Below are 15907 nucleotides of genomic sequence, written 5' to 3' on the forward strand. Positions count from 1 at the left end.
TACCGAAGTTTAAGGTATTTCTCTATGACCTCACTCATGGCTTTCATCAATACCGATGATAGAGCCCATGAATGAAAGATCCATTATCTTGCACGATAGAGTAGGTAACTTCCCACCATAAAGATGAGAACTACAGGCATCAGCACAAACCATGCTGGAGATGGTGCATAGACCAAACTTGCATAGCCGAGGAAATCTTGTAAGTAGAAGAAGCCAAGTCCCGTAAATAAGGCAATCACTAGACGGAAGCCCATCGACTGTTGACGTAGTGGTCCAAAAATGAACGAGCAGGCAATTAAAACCAGTGTAATCAAGGCAAACGGCGAGGTCACTTTTTGCCAGAACGCCAGTTCATAGGTTTTCGGTACCTGACTATATTCATCCATATAGCGCATAAAACTAATCAACTGGCTTGGTGATAAATCTTCAGGATCTAAAGTCACCATATGCACATATTTCGGCTGTAATGCCAAGCCCAATGCCTGTTGATCATGATCGGTTTTAATGGCATTACCTTGTGCCAATAAATCAACCTGATGTGATTGCTCTAAAGTCCATTGACCATCTTTAACAAACTGGCCCTTTTCAGCATTCACAAAAGACTGCAAACGGTAGTCCTGATCAAAATCAATTGACTGGATATTACGTAACTGGCCTTTTGAGTTGGCGTAATCAATATAAATAAAACGCTGCCCTTCACGGGTCCAGTAGCCTTTGACTTCACCCAACGCCGCTACACTACGTTGCTTCTTGATACTTTGTGCCTGTTCGTTGGTATAAGGAATCACCCATTCACTGAGAACAAAAGACAATACAATCAATAACAGTGCCGAACGCATCACCCAGCCGACGATTCGCCATAAGCTAATCCCGACAGAACGCATCACAATCAATTCACTGTTTGAGGCCAATGCCCCAAGTCCCAGTACGGAACCAATCAAGGCCGCAACAGGAAGGATTTCATATAGATAATGCGGCGCACCCCACATCACATACAGGAAAGCTTGCCACGCATTATAGTCGGGCTTGAGCGCGCCTAATTCACCTAAGTAGGTAAACAGAACCTGCAAGAAAGATAACACCAGCGTAGTTCCCAGCATGGCCAGGATCGTGGTTTTTGTCACATGTTTGGCGACTATTCGACGTGCTAACATCACAACCCCACTCGCTGAATACTTCTCTTAAATTTTGGTGCCAGTTTTTGTTTACGCGCAAAAACTGCTGCGGCAATGGCATAAACAAGAAGAACCACTGGATAAGCCCAGATATCAAGCTCTTCCTTACTGATTCGGGTCTTAATCGCAATCAATAATACGATCAAGCTGGCAAAGATAAAGATCGCGGGAATCAAACGATAGTAACGACCTTGACGAGGACTCACCTCAGACAATGCGACCGCCAGCATTAAAGCCACGATAATCACAAATGGGCCAAACACACGCCAGCCCAGTTCACTACGCACGACAGGATCATCACGTTTTTCCCATAGCTTGGACATGGATAATGCTTCAACATCACCACTCTCAAATTTTACGTCTTTGTCATTTTCTAAACGTAAGCGATAAGACTGGAATTCTGCCTGCGTGTAACGTGGTTGATTTGGATAAATCTCGTAACGACGACCTTGGACGAGATCCACTACATTGGCAGTATCATTGGCAACTTCAACTCGTGTTGCTTCTTTTGCCAGAATCATGACATCAGGTTTATCGGGCTGATTGCCTTTTTGATAGAAGAAAATATCTTTTAAGTTCTTACGGTCTTCTGAAAGCGAGCCTGCATAAATGGTATAAGGCCCCGAAGAAATAAACTCTTTCGGACGCACCAGATCAAATCCGGTCCGCACCGCTTGGGTACTGGTTAGTTTTTCAAACTCACGTAAGCCCCACGGCCCCATCCAGACCATTAAACAAGTCTGTACCACCAAATACACCACAGTCATTGGCAACAATAAACGGGCCAACTGATTCCGACTGACGCCACTGCCATTTAAAACTGCCATTTCATGGTCGACATACAGACGCCCGAATACCAGCATTAATGCAATAAAGAAACCCAAAGGCAGAATCAACGTTAAAAATTCAGGTAAGCGATAGCCGATAATGCTAAATAAGATACCAGCATCCAAACGACCTTGAGCTGCTACGCCAAAATACTTGATCAAACGACCACCCATCATGATCATGGTTAATAAACCAATGACGACGAGAGATGTCGAAACCACCTGTTTGACGAGATAACGCCGAATAATCAAAGTAATACTTCCAAAAGACCAATCGAAGGTAACGCTAGTTTACCCGAATGTTAAAAATATAAAACCTATCGCTTGTTGCGGATTGCAACCTCATATCTGAAAGTGTTTAATGGACTTATCTTTCTTTTTTGCTCATTAGGTTCTATACAAACAATGAAATTTACACTTCAAAACGCATTCCCAGCTCAGGCGTCTAGCGAATCTTTGTGGATTTTGGTTGATTCAGAACAATTACAACAGAACTTAAATACTTATCAAATCAACCATCTAGATGACGTCCTTAACGCAACCCAATACAAAGCAGGTTTTAACGATAACTTGGCCTTGCTTGCCAATGTCTCCGTTCAAGCCAACACACAATTATTAGGGCTTGGAAAAAGTGACGAGCTAAAAGCGACAAAATTAGCAAAACTCGCACAAAGCATTATCAAATCATCACAAAATAAATTTAAACAAATTAGTCTCGATCTTTCAGCTCTGCCTGCTGATTTACACGCACTATTTGTCTTGAGCCTCACGCAAGCGGCTTATGGCTATGACGAGTTTAAGTCGAAAAAGAATGAATTCGTGCTAGAAACCATTCATCTGATTGCCAGCCAGACCACGTTAGATGAAGCACAGTTAAAGCTGATTCATGCGGTTCAGTCGGGTCAAAACTTTGCGCGTGATCTGGGTAACCGTCCTGGAAATATTTGTTTCCCTGAATATCTCGCAGATCAAGCACTTGCGCTTGCTAAACAATATCCAGACTTACTGAAAGTCACTGTACTGGATGAGCAGCAAATGGCTGATTTGGGTATGTATGCCTTCCTTGCCGTAAGTAAAGGCTCGGATCGTCCGGGTCGTATTGTTACCCTTGAATACAACGCCCAAATTGACCAAGCGCCTGTGGTGCTGGTGGGTAAAGGTGTGACTTTTGATACTGGCGGTATTTCATTAAAACCAGGCTTAGGCATGGATGAAATGAAATTTGATATGTGCGGCGCAGCTTCAGTTCTTGGAACCATTCAGGCACTCTGTGAAGCACAATTGCCAATTCATGTGGTGGGTGCAATTGCCGCAGCAGAAAATATGCCATCTGCTCATGCGACGCGTCCCGGTGACATCGTAACGACTATGAGCGGGCAAACTGTAGAAATTCTAAATACTGATGCAGAAGGTCGTCTAGTCCTGTGTGATACCTTAACCTATATCAAACGCTTTAACCCAGCCCTTGTGATTGATATTGCAACACTTACAGGTGCATGTGTGGTTGCACTGGGTAAAGTGGTCAGTGGTTTATTTACGCCAGATGACGAACTTGCACAAGACTTGCAACAGGCAGGTGAACAGTCGCTTGACCGTGTATGGCGCATGCCCGTGATGGAAGAGTATCAAGAATTACTCGATTCACCTTTTGCCGATATTGCCAATATTGGTGGCCCATACGGCGGTGCAATCACAGCGGCCTGCTTCCTCGAACGTTTCACTCGCGACTACCGTTGGGCGCATCTTGATGTGGCAGGTACGGCGTGGTTATCTGGCGCCACTAAAGGTGCTACGGGTCGTCCAGTGCCGTTATTGATGCAATTTTTGGCAAATCGTGTTCAAACGAATGGCTAAAATTAGTTTTTATCTCTTTGAAAACAGTCAGGAACGGCAAGTCGAAAGTGCTTGCCGTTTGTGCCGCAAGATTCTGAATCAGCATCCCCACATCTGGTGGTACTGTGCTGATCCAGACTTGCAAAATGAACTGGATGAGCTGCTCTGGAGCTTCGATCCAAAAAGTTTCATTGCGCATGGGATTGACCAGCCGCATAGTCCAGTGTGTATTTCAAAAGATTTACCACCATCCAATGATTGGATCGTGTTTAATTTTAACAATCATGCACTTGAACAAACTCAAGATTTTCGCCACATTATCGAAATTATTGAAAATAATGAAACTGCGAAACAGATTGGGCGGGAAAAATTTAAAATGTATCGACGTTTGGGCATAGAACCTCGTACATTTAAATTATAAATTGGCAATAAAAAACATCACTTTAGGAGTGTCTTGTGGCATTAAATGTAGGTCAGGATTTTAAAAAACGTTGGTTAAATGCACCTGAGGCAGTTCGTCAGACCTATCAGGAAGATTTATCACGTATCTGTGATCTGCTATTACCACAAACCTCAATTCAAACGTGGACACAGAATGAGGAGAGCGCTCAACAGCGTTCTCAACAGCGCATTGATCAAGCCTATGCAGATTTAAAAGCTGAATTGCTAGAACAGGCACGTATTCGCAAACAACTGGCATTAGAAAAAGCGCTGGAAGAAAAACGTGCAGCTGAGGCAGCTTATGCCGCACAACTGCAGGCGGATGAAGCACGTCAGTTTGAACAACAAACCGAGAATTTACTTGCGTTACGTGGTCATATCGATCAGGAAATTGCGCAACAGACCGAGCGTTACCAGACCAATCCAGAACAGCCAAGTATTGATTATGCACGCGGTCAGCGCATCGCGATTGATGATCAGCAAATTCTGTCTGAGCTGGAAAGTGTCCGTGTCCGACTTGAACTTGAAGCCGAAGGCCTGATTGAGCAAGCAGTGACAGTATTCCGTGCCAAGCTGCATGCACTGGCACAAGATGAAATTGAATATATTTTGAAGAACAGTGAGTTCTCCGACGAGAAATAATAAAAAGCCCAGTTTAAACTGGGCTTTTTTATACTTTATCTTCTATTTTAAAAAACCGTTTTCAGCTAAAAAAGCCATGCTGATATTCGATTCAGTTTTCTGCTCAGCCGCCTTATCACCCAGCAATAAACGCTCGATATAACGTGCCAATACGTCAACTTCTAAATTCACTTTGCTTCCCACCTGCCAAGTGCCAATATTGGTACGTTCAGCGGTATGCGGAATCAAATTCAGGCTCAGAATATTGCCACGTAAATGGTTAATGGTGAGGCTAATGCCATCGACCGTAACAGAACCTTTTTCAGCCAGATATTTTGCCAGCTCAACCGGAGCAGTCACTTCAAAATATAAAGAGCGTGCGTCTTCGCGAACCAGCGTAATCTCACCCAGCCCATCAACGTGACCACTAACAATGTGTCCACCAAAACGTGTGGTTGGCAACATCGCTTTTTCAACATTCACCGCCTGTCCGACTTTCCATTGCCCGAGCGTAGTACGGTTCAAGCTTTCACGGGAAACATCTGCTGCATACCAGTTCTCGCCCCACTCAATCACAGTCAGGCAAATCCCATTGGTGGCAATCGAATCACCCAAATGCACATCAGACATGTCCAAGTCAGTCTGGATACGTAGACGAACATCACCGCCTACACTTTGTAGGCTCTCAACCTTACCTAAACTTTCAATAATGCCTGTAAACATGGGAGTTTCAACCTATCTTTATTGCAGTGTCTGCCACAGTGAATCAGATACCTTAAAGCAAAGAACCCGAGATAACAAGGCATCCCCAAAGCAAATAAAAAGGGCGGTCATCTGACCACCCTCTTTCTACACATGATTGAATCATGCATTTATTGCATTTCAGAGACTTGCTGTTCTGCTGTGTCTTTGGTTGCAACCTGATTCTTGATCAGGAAATGGCTAAAGAATAATTTATAGCCCAGCACACCTAAGCATGCACCTACGATCGGTGCAATGATGGGTACGATGAAATAAGGAATATCACGGCCACCTGTAAACGCAACTGGTCCCCAGCCTGAGAAATAAGCCACGATTTTCGGGCCAAAATCACGTGCAGGATTCATGGCAAAGCCAGTCAATGGGCCAAAAGAAGCACCAATCACGGCAACCAGCAAACCGACCAGAATCGGTGCCAAAGCACCACGCGGCAAACCGTTGCTGTCATCACCAATTGCCATAATCAGCCACAGCAATAACATGGTAATAAACATCTCGACCATGAAAGCCTGACCCAGCGACAATAGATGATGCGGATAAGTTGAGAAGATTCCCGCCAATTCCAGACTTTCTACACTGCCACGTACCATGTGATGCGTCTGTTCATAATCTACAAATAAATTGCTATATAGCCCATATACCAGCAGTGCACCTGTCGCAGCACCTGCGACTTGGGCAATGATATAGAACGGGACTTTACGCTTATCAAAACCAGCAAATAGAGCCAAAGCGATGGTCACGGCAGGATTGAGATGTGCCCCAGAAATACCAGCAGACAAATAGACAGCCAATGCAACTGCCAAGCCCCATACAATGCTGATTTCCCACAGACCTAAACTTGCTCCTGCAAGCTTAAGTGCAGCTACCACACCAATACCAAATGATAAAAAAATTGCGGTAGCAAAAAATTCGGCTACACATTGCCCCAATAAGGTGGGTTCCGAGCGACTCATAACAACCTCTCTTGGTCATCGCTGCAAATAGGCAAGACCCTAAATTAAGCTCGGCAAACTATATTTATTTTTGAAACTGGTCAATATTATTTGGTAAATTTTTAAACGATTGATCAAAAGATTTTTCTCTAAAATCAGTGCGTAAAAACAACTAAAATGGGTATAAAAATAGAATTCAATTAATTGTTTTTATTTATCTTTTTTAATTTTCATTATTTTTAATAGCAGATTTAACCAAACTGACCAACGCCATAGAAACGACTAAAAAATGCAAGATATTTACTATAAAAACAGACACTTATTACATAAATCGATTTTATTTATCTAATTATCCGATTTAACAAAAAAACTGAATACAAAAACACCACTTTTTAAAAGTGGTGTTCTGTTTTACCAAAGTGCCAGTTGGGTACTATTCCCTGTAGTATCAACCCCGCCCAGTTCAGCGAAGTGATACAACTGCCCTAACAACTGCCGTAACGGCGGTCCAGACTTGGCGTGCGTATCGGTAATCACAATAAATTCCAGTACACGTGCCCGTTCAGACTGACGCTGTTTACTCACCCGATAACGCGGCACGTCTTGGGTCAATAAAGTGACTTTACCGCGCTTTAAATTGGCGGTCAGTAAGTCTTTGGGCTCGATATTTCCGTCGGTCGAGTAGCTAGTCAAAATATAACGCGCATTAATCGTTTCCAATAACTTTTCATAAGCCTCTTTGGCATATTTAGAAGAGTTATAAGGACTTGGACGTTCTTTACGCCAAGCACGATCAATACCGCTTTTAAAACCTTTGGTATCAGGTGAAGGTAAATCGACTTGATCCCATAAGGTCAGCGCATTTAACACATGATAATTACTGCTATACGCATGTTGGTTATACGGCGGATCCAGATAAGCCACATCCACTTCAAAACCACTCATCTGATTGGCAAGATGCTGTGCATCGACACACCACATTTCTGCCGCAGGACGTTTAGGATCACCGATCTCACAGAAACGGCTTGGTGTCAGCCACAACAATGACTCGATCCGTTCCAGTGCCGTTTGAGTACGTCCGCCCCAGCCCTGATGGAAACTTTTGAAAACGCCACTGGTATTACTAACAAAACTGGCTGAATATAGTAATGGTGCCAATAAAGCACTCATTTCTACATCATTAATTGCACCCTGTGCCTGCCAAGTTGCAATCTGCTGACGAATCGCATCAATACGCATGCCGTTACGGCGTTTGAAGAATAGGCGGTCACGTGCAGGGTCGTACACATCATCATTGCGCGGACATAGATTATGTGTGACCCAGCCTTTGACTTCAGGCAAACGGTTCAGATAATCAATGGCTTTTTGATAGCCACCCAATTCTTTAAATGCAGGTGCATCAACACAAGCCAAAATCGCATGATTCAGCGCATGACTATACGGCTCCCAGTCATTGGCAATCACACGATAACCATTTTGACGGGCTAAACGAGAAACCACCCCACTGCCTGCAAAAAAATCCGCAAAAATCGGTGGATTCTTTTTCTTGCTATTCAGCGTTCCTGTAATCTCAAGCGCTTCTAAAATCAAATGTAGAAGTCGACGCTTATTCCCAAGATAAGGAACTAACTGATGAAAAAGATATTCGTCAGTCGTACGGGCCGCATGACGACGTTTGTGATAAACCGATGGTTCTGGATTCATATCAACTCTTGGATAGGGAGCAATCTCAGGCGAATGTCTTGCCCAAGTTGGGTTACATCGACCAACTCGAATCGTCGTTGTTCTGCCATTTTACTAAATTCAGCATTGAACATAGCGCGGGCAGATTGACCAAGTAAAGTTGGTGCAACATAACTAATCATTTCATCAACCAAACCTTGCTGTAAAAAGGCGGTGGATAAAGTTGCACCTGCCTCAACCAATACATCATAAATTTGATACTGTTGAGATAAGGTCTGCAATAATTGATTTAAAGGTTGCGGCGTCAATTGTATCACGCCTAAATCGGCAAGTTCTTGACGAAATGGTGTCATCACCATCACTGTTTCAGGATTTTGTAACATCTTGGCTGACAATGGCAGTTGCCCTTGGCGATCTAACACGATTCGTTTCGGCTGTACCACCGTTGAAACATCAACATCAGTCAAAACACGAACATTTAACTCGCAATCATCTGCCAGCACCGTTTGAATACCTGTGATCACGGCGCCTGATATTGCACGCCAATGCTGTACATCTTGACGCGCTTCAGTCCCTGTAATCCACTTGGACTCACCCGAGGCCATAGCAGTACGCCCATCAAGACTCGAGGCCACTTTTAAACGGACATAAGGCAAACCGGTCGACATGGCTTTTAAAAAGCCAAAATTAAGCGTTTTTGCCTCATCAACACAAATCCCCGTTTCAACTTCAATACCGGCATTCTGCAAGATCTGAACGCCCTTGCCAGCCACTAACGGATTGGGATCCGAGCATGCCACCACAACTTTCTTGACCTGTGCTTTCACCAAAGCTTCGGCGCAGGGCGGTGTTCGACCATAATGGGCACACGGTTCCAATGTCACATAAGCGGTTGCATCTTTGGCATGGTCACCTGCCTGACGCAGGGCAAATACCTCTGCATGGGGCTGACCTGCTTTGGGATGATAGCCTTCCCCGATCAGTTGTCCATCTTTGACAATGACACAACCCACATTTGGATTTGGTTTCGTCGAATATTGTCCAAGTCGCGCCAGTTCAATGGCACGTTGCATCCAGTACTGCTGTTCGGATAAATGATCTTGGGTTAACTCAGACATGATTTCTCTAATTTAGTTGTCATTTTCGCGTTGTTGCATTTGTTCAATTTGATGACGAAAAGCATCGACATCCTGAAAATCCTGATACACAGAAGCAAATCGTACATATGCTACATGATCGAGCGCAAAAAGCGCCTGCATAACGATTTCACCAATCGTTCTGGACTTCACATCCCGTTCACCCAAACGGCGAATATGCGACTGGATATCGCTGAGTACGGTTTCAATCTGTTCTTGGGTTACAGGACGTTTCTGTAAAGCATGCATCAATGAGCGACGTAATTTTGCTTCATCAAATGGCTCATTTTTACCATCCGATTTGATAACACGTGGCATCACCACATCATAACTTTCAAATGTTGTAAAACGCTCACCACAAATGACACACTCACGACGACGACGAATCTGGCACCCTTCGGCGGCCAAACGGGAGTCGATAACTTTACTATCAGCAGCGTTACAAAATGGACAATGCATAGTTGCGCGATTATTTAATCTCTTTGCCTAAGTGTAGCAAAGTTTCTTCAATTGCAGAACCAGCACCCTATAGGCATAAAAAAACAGCCCCATGAGGCTGTTTTTAAATCACATCTTGTCTGTATTATTCAATACGTTCGCCATGTTGACTCAAGTCAAGACCCATACGCTCATCATCAGCGCTAACACGGATCCCAATCACCAAATCAATCACTTTAAGAATAATGAAGGTCACGATTGCACTGTAAGCCATGGTTGCCAATACACCCTCGATTTGCACCCACAATTGGCCTGCAAAAGTTGGGGCGAGTGCAACGTTCGCTGCTTTGATGATTTCATCGCTATAGAAGATGCCTGTAAGAATCGCACCAACAATACCACCCACCGCATGTAGACCGAATGCATCCAAGGCATCATCCGCTTTAAGCAGGCGTTTCAATGCTGTAATTCCCCAGAAACACACTACACCACCGATAAGACCCATAATCAATGCGCCACCTACACCAACGAAACCAGCAGCAGGTGTAATCACAACCAAACCAGCAACAGCACCTGATGCGCCACCCAGTACGGAAGCTTTACCACGAATCACACGTTCAACAATGAGCCAAGAGAATGCAGCAGCTGCGGCAGCAACTTGTGTTACTAGAATCGCCATACCTGCACGTGCACCAGCACCTAAAGCACTACCACCATTGAAGCCAAACCAGCCAACCCAGATCAAGCTTGCACCAATGACGGTTAAGGTCAGGTTATGTGGCGCCATAGACTCACGGCCTAGACCAGTACGTTTGCCTAACATATACGCTGCAACCAGACCCGCAACACCCGCATTGATATGGACAACGGTACCACCCGCGAAATCTAACGCACCTGCTTTAAATAACCAGCCATCTGCTGCCCAAACCCAGTGTGTAATCGGCGCATAAACCAGAATCACCCAAACTGCGATAAAGGCCATAAATGCAGAATACTTCATACGGTCAGCGATTGAACCACTGATAATTGCAACCGTAATGATGGCAAAGGTCATTTGGAAAATAACGAATAGACTTTCAGGAATGGTGCCTGTCAAGGCATCGAAGGCAACGCCATTCAGCATGGCTTTCGCGAGATCACCAACATAAGCACCTGAACCAGAGAACGCCAGAGAATAACCCACTGTTACCCAGATCAAACTTACAAGAATTGCCGCTGAAAGGCTGAACATCATGGTACTCAGTACGTTTTTCTTACGAACCATACCACCGTAGAATAAAGCTAAGCCTGGAATCGTCATCAACAGCACCAACGCAGTTGAAACAAGAACCCATGCTGTATCACCTGTATCGACCTTTGCTTCCGCAGCAGGTGCTGGTGTTGCTTCCACAGGAGCTGGCGCTTCTGCTGCAACAATTTCTGTTGAGGCAGTTGTAGTGTCAACTGCTACAGCGTGTTCAGTAACAGGCGTTGAAGCAGCATCTTCTGCCCAAACCACCGCTGAACCACCTAAGAGTGCGCCAGATAGACTGAGCGCCATAAGCATTTTTTTCATTCGTGTCCCCCAACCTGATTTCGCGAGCTATTGCTATATTTAATAGCTCAGCAAAGTTTGTGCCAACTTAGACAGCATCTGGCCCAGTCTCGCCCGTACGGATACGGATCACTTGCTCTAAATTGGTCACAAAAATTTTGCCATCACCAATTTTGCCTGTGCTTGCGACACGAGTAATAGACTCAATGACGGCATCAACCATTTCATCGCTAATTGCAATTTCAATCTTTACTTTTGGTAAGAAATCAACCACATACTCTGCACCACGGTACAATTCTGTGTGACCTTTTTGACGTCCGAAACCTTTGACTTCAGTTACGGTAATCCCTTGAACACCAATCTCAGAAAGTGCTTCACGCACATCATCCAATTTGAATGGTTTTACAATTGCAGTTACAAGCTTCATGTTTGTTTTCCTTCGGCTTATTTTCACCAGTAAGGTTTTATGTTCAATTTTCATGCCAATATTTAAAGGTTGGGGGTTTTTAAATATCGGACATAAGCTTTCTTTATAACCTATTTAGCCTTGAAGATGTAGATAGTCCATCGAAAATAAGTATCATTTGCTCCTGTTTCACTGGATTTATAAGTCACTCCTCGTTCTGGCCTTAACTGTGCTAGAGGATTGACACAAGCAGTGATACACTGAGCAGCAAATATACATAACTTATTGAGTACTTTATGATTGAAACTCTTTTACAAGCGATTTTGCAGCAAGTTGACCAGCCGAAAAAAGATTTAGAAAAAAATCTGCGTGCTTTATTAAACGAGAGTATCGAAAAACTGGATTTAGTTTCAAAACAAGAACTTGACCGCCAAAGAACAGCGCTTGAGTTAGCCAACCAACGTTTGACTGAACTTCAGCAACAAATGAAAACACTTGAAGAAGTGATTCAGAACAAAAAATAAGCACTAACTTGGTGCATTTCGCACCTCAGAATGATTAAAAATAAAGCACCACAATGGAACAATAACAAGATGTCTTTTGCCAAGATATATACGAGAGGGCTATTGGGGTTACATGCTCCTCAGATTGAAGTTGAAGTCCACATTAGTTCAGGCCTTCCTTCTTTAACAATTGTTGGCTTAGCTGAAGCCGCTGTACGTGAAAGTAAAGATCGTGTGCGTTCTGCCATCATCAATAGCGGTTTTCAGTTTCCAACCAAACGCTTAACCATCAATTTAGCACCAGCCGATTTACCCAAAGATGGTTCTCGACTGGACTTACCGATTGCCTTGGGGATTCTGATTGCTTCTGGACAATTACCAGAACACAGTACAGAAGGCTTTGAATTTATAGGGGAACTGGCGCTTGATGGACACTTACGTCCTGTTTCAGGGGCATTAACCATCGCAATGGCCTGCCAACAAGCCAAACATTGCCTTCTACTGCCCACTGAAAATCTGGATGAAGCAAGCCAACTTCCCAATTTTGAAGTCTATGCAGCGCAGCACTTACAAGAAGTTTGTGCACATTTTTCGGGCAATGCCCAGCTGGCAGCTGCACCACAACGACCAAACTCAGCCGCATCTGCCTATCAATTTGATCTTGCCGATGTTAAAGGTCAATTACGTCCACGCCGAGCGCTAGAAATTGCCGCTGCGGGCGGACATTCTTTATTATTTAAAGGCCCACCCGGCACAGGTAAAACCTTATTGGCTTCTCGCCTGCCATCGATTTTACCGCCGCTCAATGCGCAGGAAAATCTAGAAGTCGCCAGTATTTATTCGGTGGCCAATGCACCGCACAGTTTTGGCCAGCGTCCCTTCAGAGCACCACACCATACAGCTTCAGCAATTGCGTTAGTTGGTGGGGGCTCTCAGCCCAAGCCTGGTGAAATCACTTTGGCTCATTTAGGCGTCCTGTTTCTGGATGAATTGCCAGAATTTGATCGCAAGGTACTGGAAGTGTTACGTCAACCTTTGGAATCCAAAGAAATTGTGATTTCTCGTGCTGCACGACAAATGACCTTTCCTGCAAATTTCCAGTTTATTGCCGCAATGAACCCTTGCCCATGTGGTTATGCCTTTAATCAGGACAGCCGTTGCCAATGTTCCCCTGAGAGTATTCAACGCTACCAAAATCGTATCTCTGGCCCATTGCTGGATCGTATTGATTTACATATTGATGTGCCACCGTTACAGGCTCAGGAACTACAAGATCGTACGCCAACCGAGAATTCTGCCAGCGTGCGGCAACGTGTGATCAATGCCTACGAAAAACAGATCCAAAGACAGCAGTGCTTAAATCAGGCTTTATCACCGAAGTTACTAGAACAGCATGTTCTGCTAGATGACAGTTCGACAAAAATTATTGAGATGGCCCTGCAACGTCTCAACTTGTCTGCACGTGCCTACCATCGTGTATTGCGTGTTGCACGCACGATTGCCGATTTAGCAGAAAGTGATCTGATCTCAAGTAGTCATTTAACCGAAGCACTATCCTATCGCGGCAACCAAACCTAAAATTTTTATCGAGATTTTTCAACAAAAGAATCCGTCGTAGTACGGATTCTTTTATTAACCAAAATTTGAAAAAAAGTATATAAAAATAATGTCTTAACTTTATTTCTCGAACATGCAATTTAAAGGTCGGCACAATTCAATTGAGTTTCATAAGGCAACAAGTTATGTTGAAAACAGACACCGTTCATTTGTGTTTATACAGTTTTTGATTTCAAAAATAGAAGAATGCTCATTTTTATGGGCAAAAAATAAATGACGTAAGCTGAATTCATCATGAATAAGCTGGATAAATATTCCAAACAAATGACCTAGCTCTTCCAGCCAAATCAACTTTCCCAAAGGTTGGCGATTATGACCTATGACACCGCACTAATCATGTTAGGATTTTTTGCGTTCTGTGGTGGCCTGATTGATGCCGCAGTAGGTGGTGGCGGTTTAGTTCAAATACCTGCGCTATTACATGCTTTGCCACAGCACAGTATTACCACTGTTTTAGGTACCAATAAACTAGCCGTGTGGGCAGGTACCGTTTCCTCTATTTTTAGATATGTAAATAAAATTAAATTTGTCTGGAAGTTGCTCATCCCGACCATGCTTTCAGCATTCATATTTGCCTTTATTGGTGCCATGACAGTTGCGCATATTCCCAAGCAATTCATGACCTATCTTGTTTTCTTTTTGCTCATCGTGATGGCGATTTATACCTTTCTCAAGAAGGATTTAGGCGCACATAGCACTTATGTCAAATGTGGGCATAAAGAAATTGTTCTGGGGATCTTTTTTGGCGGTTTGATTGGATTCTATGACGGTGTGTTTGGGCCGGGTAGTGGAAGCTTTCTGCTATTCTTATTTGTGAAAGTGTTTGGCTTTGATTTTCTCAACGCATCTGCATCAGCGAAAATTGTGAATATTGGTACTTTTAGCTCTGCACTTTTATTCTTTATCCCGACAGGTCATGTGCTGTGGGAAATTGGCTTAATGATCGCCGTCTGTAATGTCATGGGTGCTCTAGTCGGCGTATTTCTGGCACTACGATATGGTAGTCAGTTTATCCGCATATTTTTTCTGTTCCTTTTAGTCTTTCTTATTATCAGAATGGGATTATCTATATTCTGAATCCATCGCAAGACATGATTAGATTTGAACGACGCCCCTCAAGCGAATATCTTTCAATATAAAAAAGCCAGCAATAGAGCTGGCTTTTTGTTTATCCAACCAAGCCTAGAATGCTTTGGTCAAGGTAAATACTGCGCCTGTTTCTGTGCCACGTTTATACGGTTGGAAATCTGCATCAATATTGGTTCCTACAGCAGCAAGTTCAGCCGTTAAACCAGATACTGATTTTACACTATATGTCACACCGACTTTCCAGTCGACATAATTATCGTCTTCGCCACCTGTATCACTAAAGTCATAGTTATCCACTTTAGTGTAACCGACACTTGCTACGCCACCAAAGCCCGTATCTGCAAACGGAATGTTATAGGTTGCGTTCACATACCAGCCATTCTCATCTGTACCAGCAAAGTCATTGGTGTAGTTCAAACTACCTAATAGGCTATCACCTGATGCTAATACATTTTTAAAGCCTAGTTTTGCGTAAAGTTCTAACCAGTTCAGGTCAGATGCACTTGGATAACCGTAGTACCATAAACCGACATCTAAAGTCGGCTTACCTGCAAATGGTAGCTCAGTCGCATAGCCCACATAAGGATCTAGCTCAAGATGAGGATCAGCCCCACCAAAGTTAACGTTTGAACCCCATACCCCAGCATAAAGACCTGATGAATGTGTTAATGCAAAACCACCTTGTACCGCAGGATCAGATTGAGTTTGTGTGATACCACGATAACGATAATCAGTCGTTAACGCAGCCGTTCCTGAAAAACTCAGGCCGTATTGAGATAATGTATTTGTTTCTTCTGCCATCGCAAAAGTTGAAGTCACTGCACAAATACTCAACGCTATTGCTTTACATGCAAATTTCATCATCTTGATCTCCCCCATGATGGATATTCGACTGATTTAAATTTTTAAATTG

Annotated in this window: 16 protein-coding genes; 6 read left to right on the plus strand and 10 right to left on the minus strand. The window is 43.6% G+C overall.

What is annotated here, in order from left to right:
* Nucleotides 1-83 precede the first annotated feature (83 nt).
* Together lptG and lptF are read right to left on the minus strand one after the other, a co-directional pair.
* Nucleotides 84-1154 (minus strand): LPS export ABC transporter permease LptG, encoded by a 1071-nt coding sequence (gene lptG, locus IEV36_RS17500; RefSeq protein ID WP_005255592.1) that lies wholly within the window; start codon nucleotides 1152-1154, stop codon nucleotides 84-86.
* Nucleotides 1154-2254, minus strand: coding sequence for an LPS export ABC transporter permease LptF (gene lptF / locus IEV36_RS17505; RefSeq protein ID WP_004773955.1), 1101 nt, complete (start codon nucleotides 2252-2254; stop codon nucleotides 1154-1156). The genes lptG and lptF overlap by 1 nt, the downstream gene beginning before the upstream one ends.
* Before the next feature lie 153 nt (nucleotides 2255-2407).
* On the opposite strand from lptF, the gene IEV36_RS17510 reads away from it, so the two are divergent.
* The 3 genes from IEV36_RS17510 to blhA are packed head-to-tail and all read left to right on the plus strand — an operon-like array spanning nucleotide 2408 to nucleotide 4918.
* The gene (locus IEV36_RS17510) at nucleotides 2408-3856 is read left to right on the plus strand and encodes a leucyl aminopeptidase (RefSeq protein ID WP_005255595.1); all 1449 of its coding nucleotides are present in this window, start codon (nucleotides 2408-2410) and stop codon (nucleotides 3854-3856) included.
* Nucleotides 3849-4256 (plus strand): DNA polymerase III subunit chi, encoded by a 408-nt coding sequence (locus tag IEV36_RS17515; RefSeq protein WP_004773953.1) that lies wholly within the window; start codon nucleotides 3849-3851, stop codon nucleotides 4254-4256. The genes IEV36_RS17510 and IEV36_RS17515 overlap by 8 nt, the downstream gene beginning before the upstream one ends.
* Before the next feature lie 35 nt (nucleotides 4257-4291).
* Nucleotides 4292-4918 (plus strand): cell division protein BlhA, encoded by a 627-nt coding sequence (gene blhA / locus IEV36_RS17520; RefSeq protein ID WP_005255597.1) that lies wholly within the window; start codon nucleotides 4292-4294, stop codon nucleotides 4916-4918.
* Nucleotides 4919-4960: 42 nt separating this feature from the next.
* Here blhA and IEV36_RS17525 read toward each other — a convergent pair whose 3' ends face one another.
* The 7 genes from IEV36_RS17525 to glnK form a co-directional block, all read right to left on the minus strand.
* Nucleotides 4961-5620 (minus strand): riboflavin synthase, encoded by a 660-nt coding sequence (locus tag IEV36_RS17525; RefSeq protein ID WP_004773951.1) that lies wholly within the window; start codon nucleotides 5618-5620, stop codon nucleotides 4961-4963.
* 149 nt (nucleotides 5621-5769) lie between these two features.
* Complete coding sequence (locus IEV36_RS17530; protein WP_004773950.1) at nucleotides 5770-6609, minus strand: MIP/aquaporin family protein; 840 nt, start codon at nucleotides 6607-6609, stop codon at nucleotides 5770-5772.
* A 390-nt stretch (nucleotides 6610-6999) separates the two neighbouring features.
* Nucleotides 7000-8292: a DNA adenine methylase gene (locus IEV36_RS17535; protein WP_004773949.1), complete on the minus strand. Its 1293-nt coding sequence runs from the start codon at nucleotides 8290-8292 to the stop codon at nucleotides 7000-7002.
* Nucleotides 8289-9389, minus strand: a complete 1101-nt coding sequence (gene ribD / locus IEV36_RS17540; protein ID WP_005255599.1) for a bifunctional diaminohydroxyphosphoribosylaminopyrimidine deaminase/5-amino-6-(5-phosphoribosylamino)uracil reductase RibD — start codon at nucleotides 9387-9389, stop codon at nucleotides 8289-8291. The genes IEV36_RS17535 and ribD overlap by 4 nt, the downstream gene beginning before the upstream one ends.
* A gap of 12 nt (nucleotides 9390-9401) precedes the next feature.
* The gene (gene nrdR, locus IEV36_RS17545) at nucleotides 9402-9866 is read right to left on the minus strand and encodes a transcriptional regulator NrdR (RefSeq protein WP_004773947.1); all 465 of its coding nucleotides are present in this window, start codon (nucleotides 9864-9866) and stop codon (nucleotides 9402-9404) included.
* A 124-nt stretch (nucleotides 9867-9990) separates the two neighbouring features.
* Nucleotides 9991-11400, minus strand: coding sequence for an ammonium transporter (locus IEV36_RS17550; protein ID WP_005255601.1), 1410 nt, complete (start codon nucleotides 11398-11400; stop codon nucleotides 9991-9993).
* A gap of 67 nt (nucleotides 11401-11467) precedes the next feature.
* Nucleotides 11468-11806 carry a P-II family nitrogen regulator gene (glnK, locus tag IEV36_RS17555; RefSeq protein ID WP_004656379.1) on the minus strand — a complete coding sequence of 113 codons (339 nt, stop codon included), beginning with the start codon at nucleotides 11804-11806 and terminating at the stop codon, nucleotides 11468-11470.
* A 275-nt stretch (nucleotides 11807-12081) separates the two neighbouring features.
* Here glnK and IEV36_RS17560 point away from each other — a divergent pair, with 275 nt between their 5' ends.
* The 3 genes from IEV36_RS17560 (at nucleotide 12082) to IEV36_RS17570 (ending at nucleotide 14982) form a co-directional block, all read left to right on the plus strand.
* Entirely contained in the window at nucleotides 12082-12309 is a 228-nt protein-coding gene (locus tag IEV36_RS17560; RefSeq protein ID WP_004773944.1) for an accessory factor UbiK family protein, read from the plus strand.
* A gap of 69 nt (nucleotides 12310-12378) precedes the next feature.
* Nucleotides 12379-13866, plus strand: a complete 1488-nt coding sequence (locus tag IEV36_RS17565) for a YifB family Mg chelatase-like AAA ATPase (protein ID WP_005255604.1) — start codon at nucleotides 12379-12381, stop codon at nucleotides 13864-13866.
* Between the two features lie 351 nt (nucleotides 13867-14217).
* Nucleotides 14218-14982 carry a sulfite exporter TauE/SafE family protein gene (locus IEV36_RS17570; RefSeq protein ID WP_005255606.1) on the plus strand — a complete coding sequence of 255 codons (765 nt, stop codon included), beginning with the start codon at nucleotides 14218-14220 and terminating at the stop codon, nucleotides 14980-14982.
* A 105-nt stretch (nucleotides 14983-15087) separates the two neighbouring features.
* Here IEV36_RS17570 and IEV36_RS17575 read toward each other — a convergent pair whose 3' ends face one another.
* Nucleotides 15088-15858: a TorF family putative porin gene (locus IEV36_RS17575; protein WP_004773937.1), complete on the minus strand. Its 771-nt coding sequence runs from the start codon at nucleotides 15856-15858 to the stop codon at nucleotides 15088-15090.
* Nucleotides 15859-15907: the final 49 nt, after the last annotated feature.

Origin of the sequence: Acinetobacter vivianii, from assembly GCF_014635885.1 — a bacterium.
Lineage (GTDB): Bacteria > Pseudomonadota > Gammaproteobacteria > Pseudomonadales > Moraxellaceae > Acinetobacter > Acinetobacter vivianii.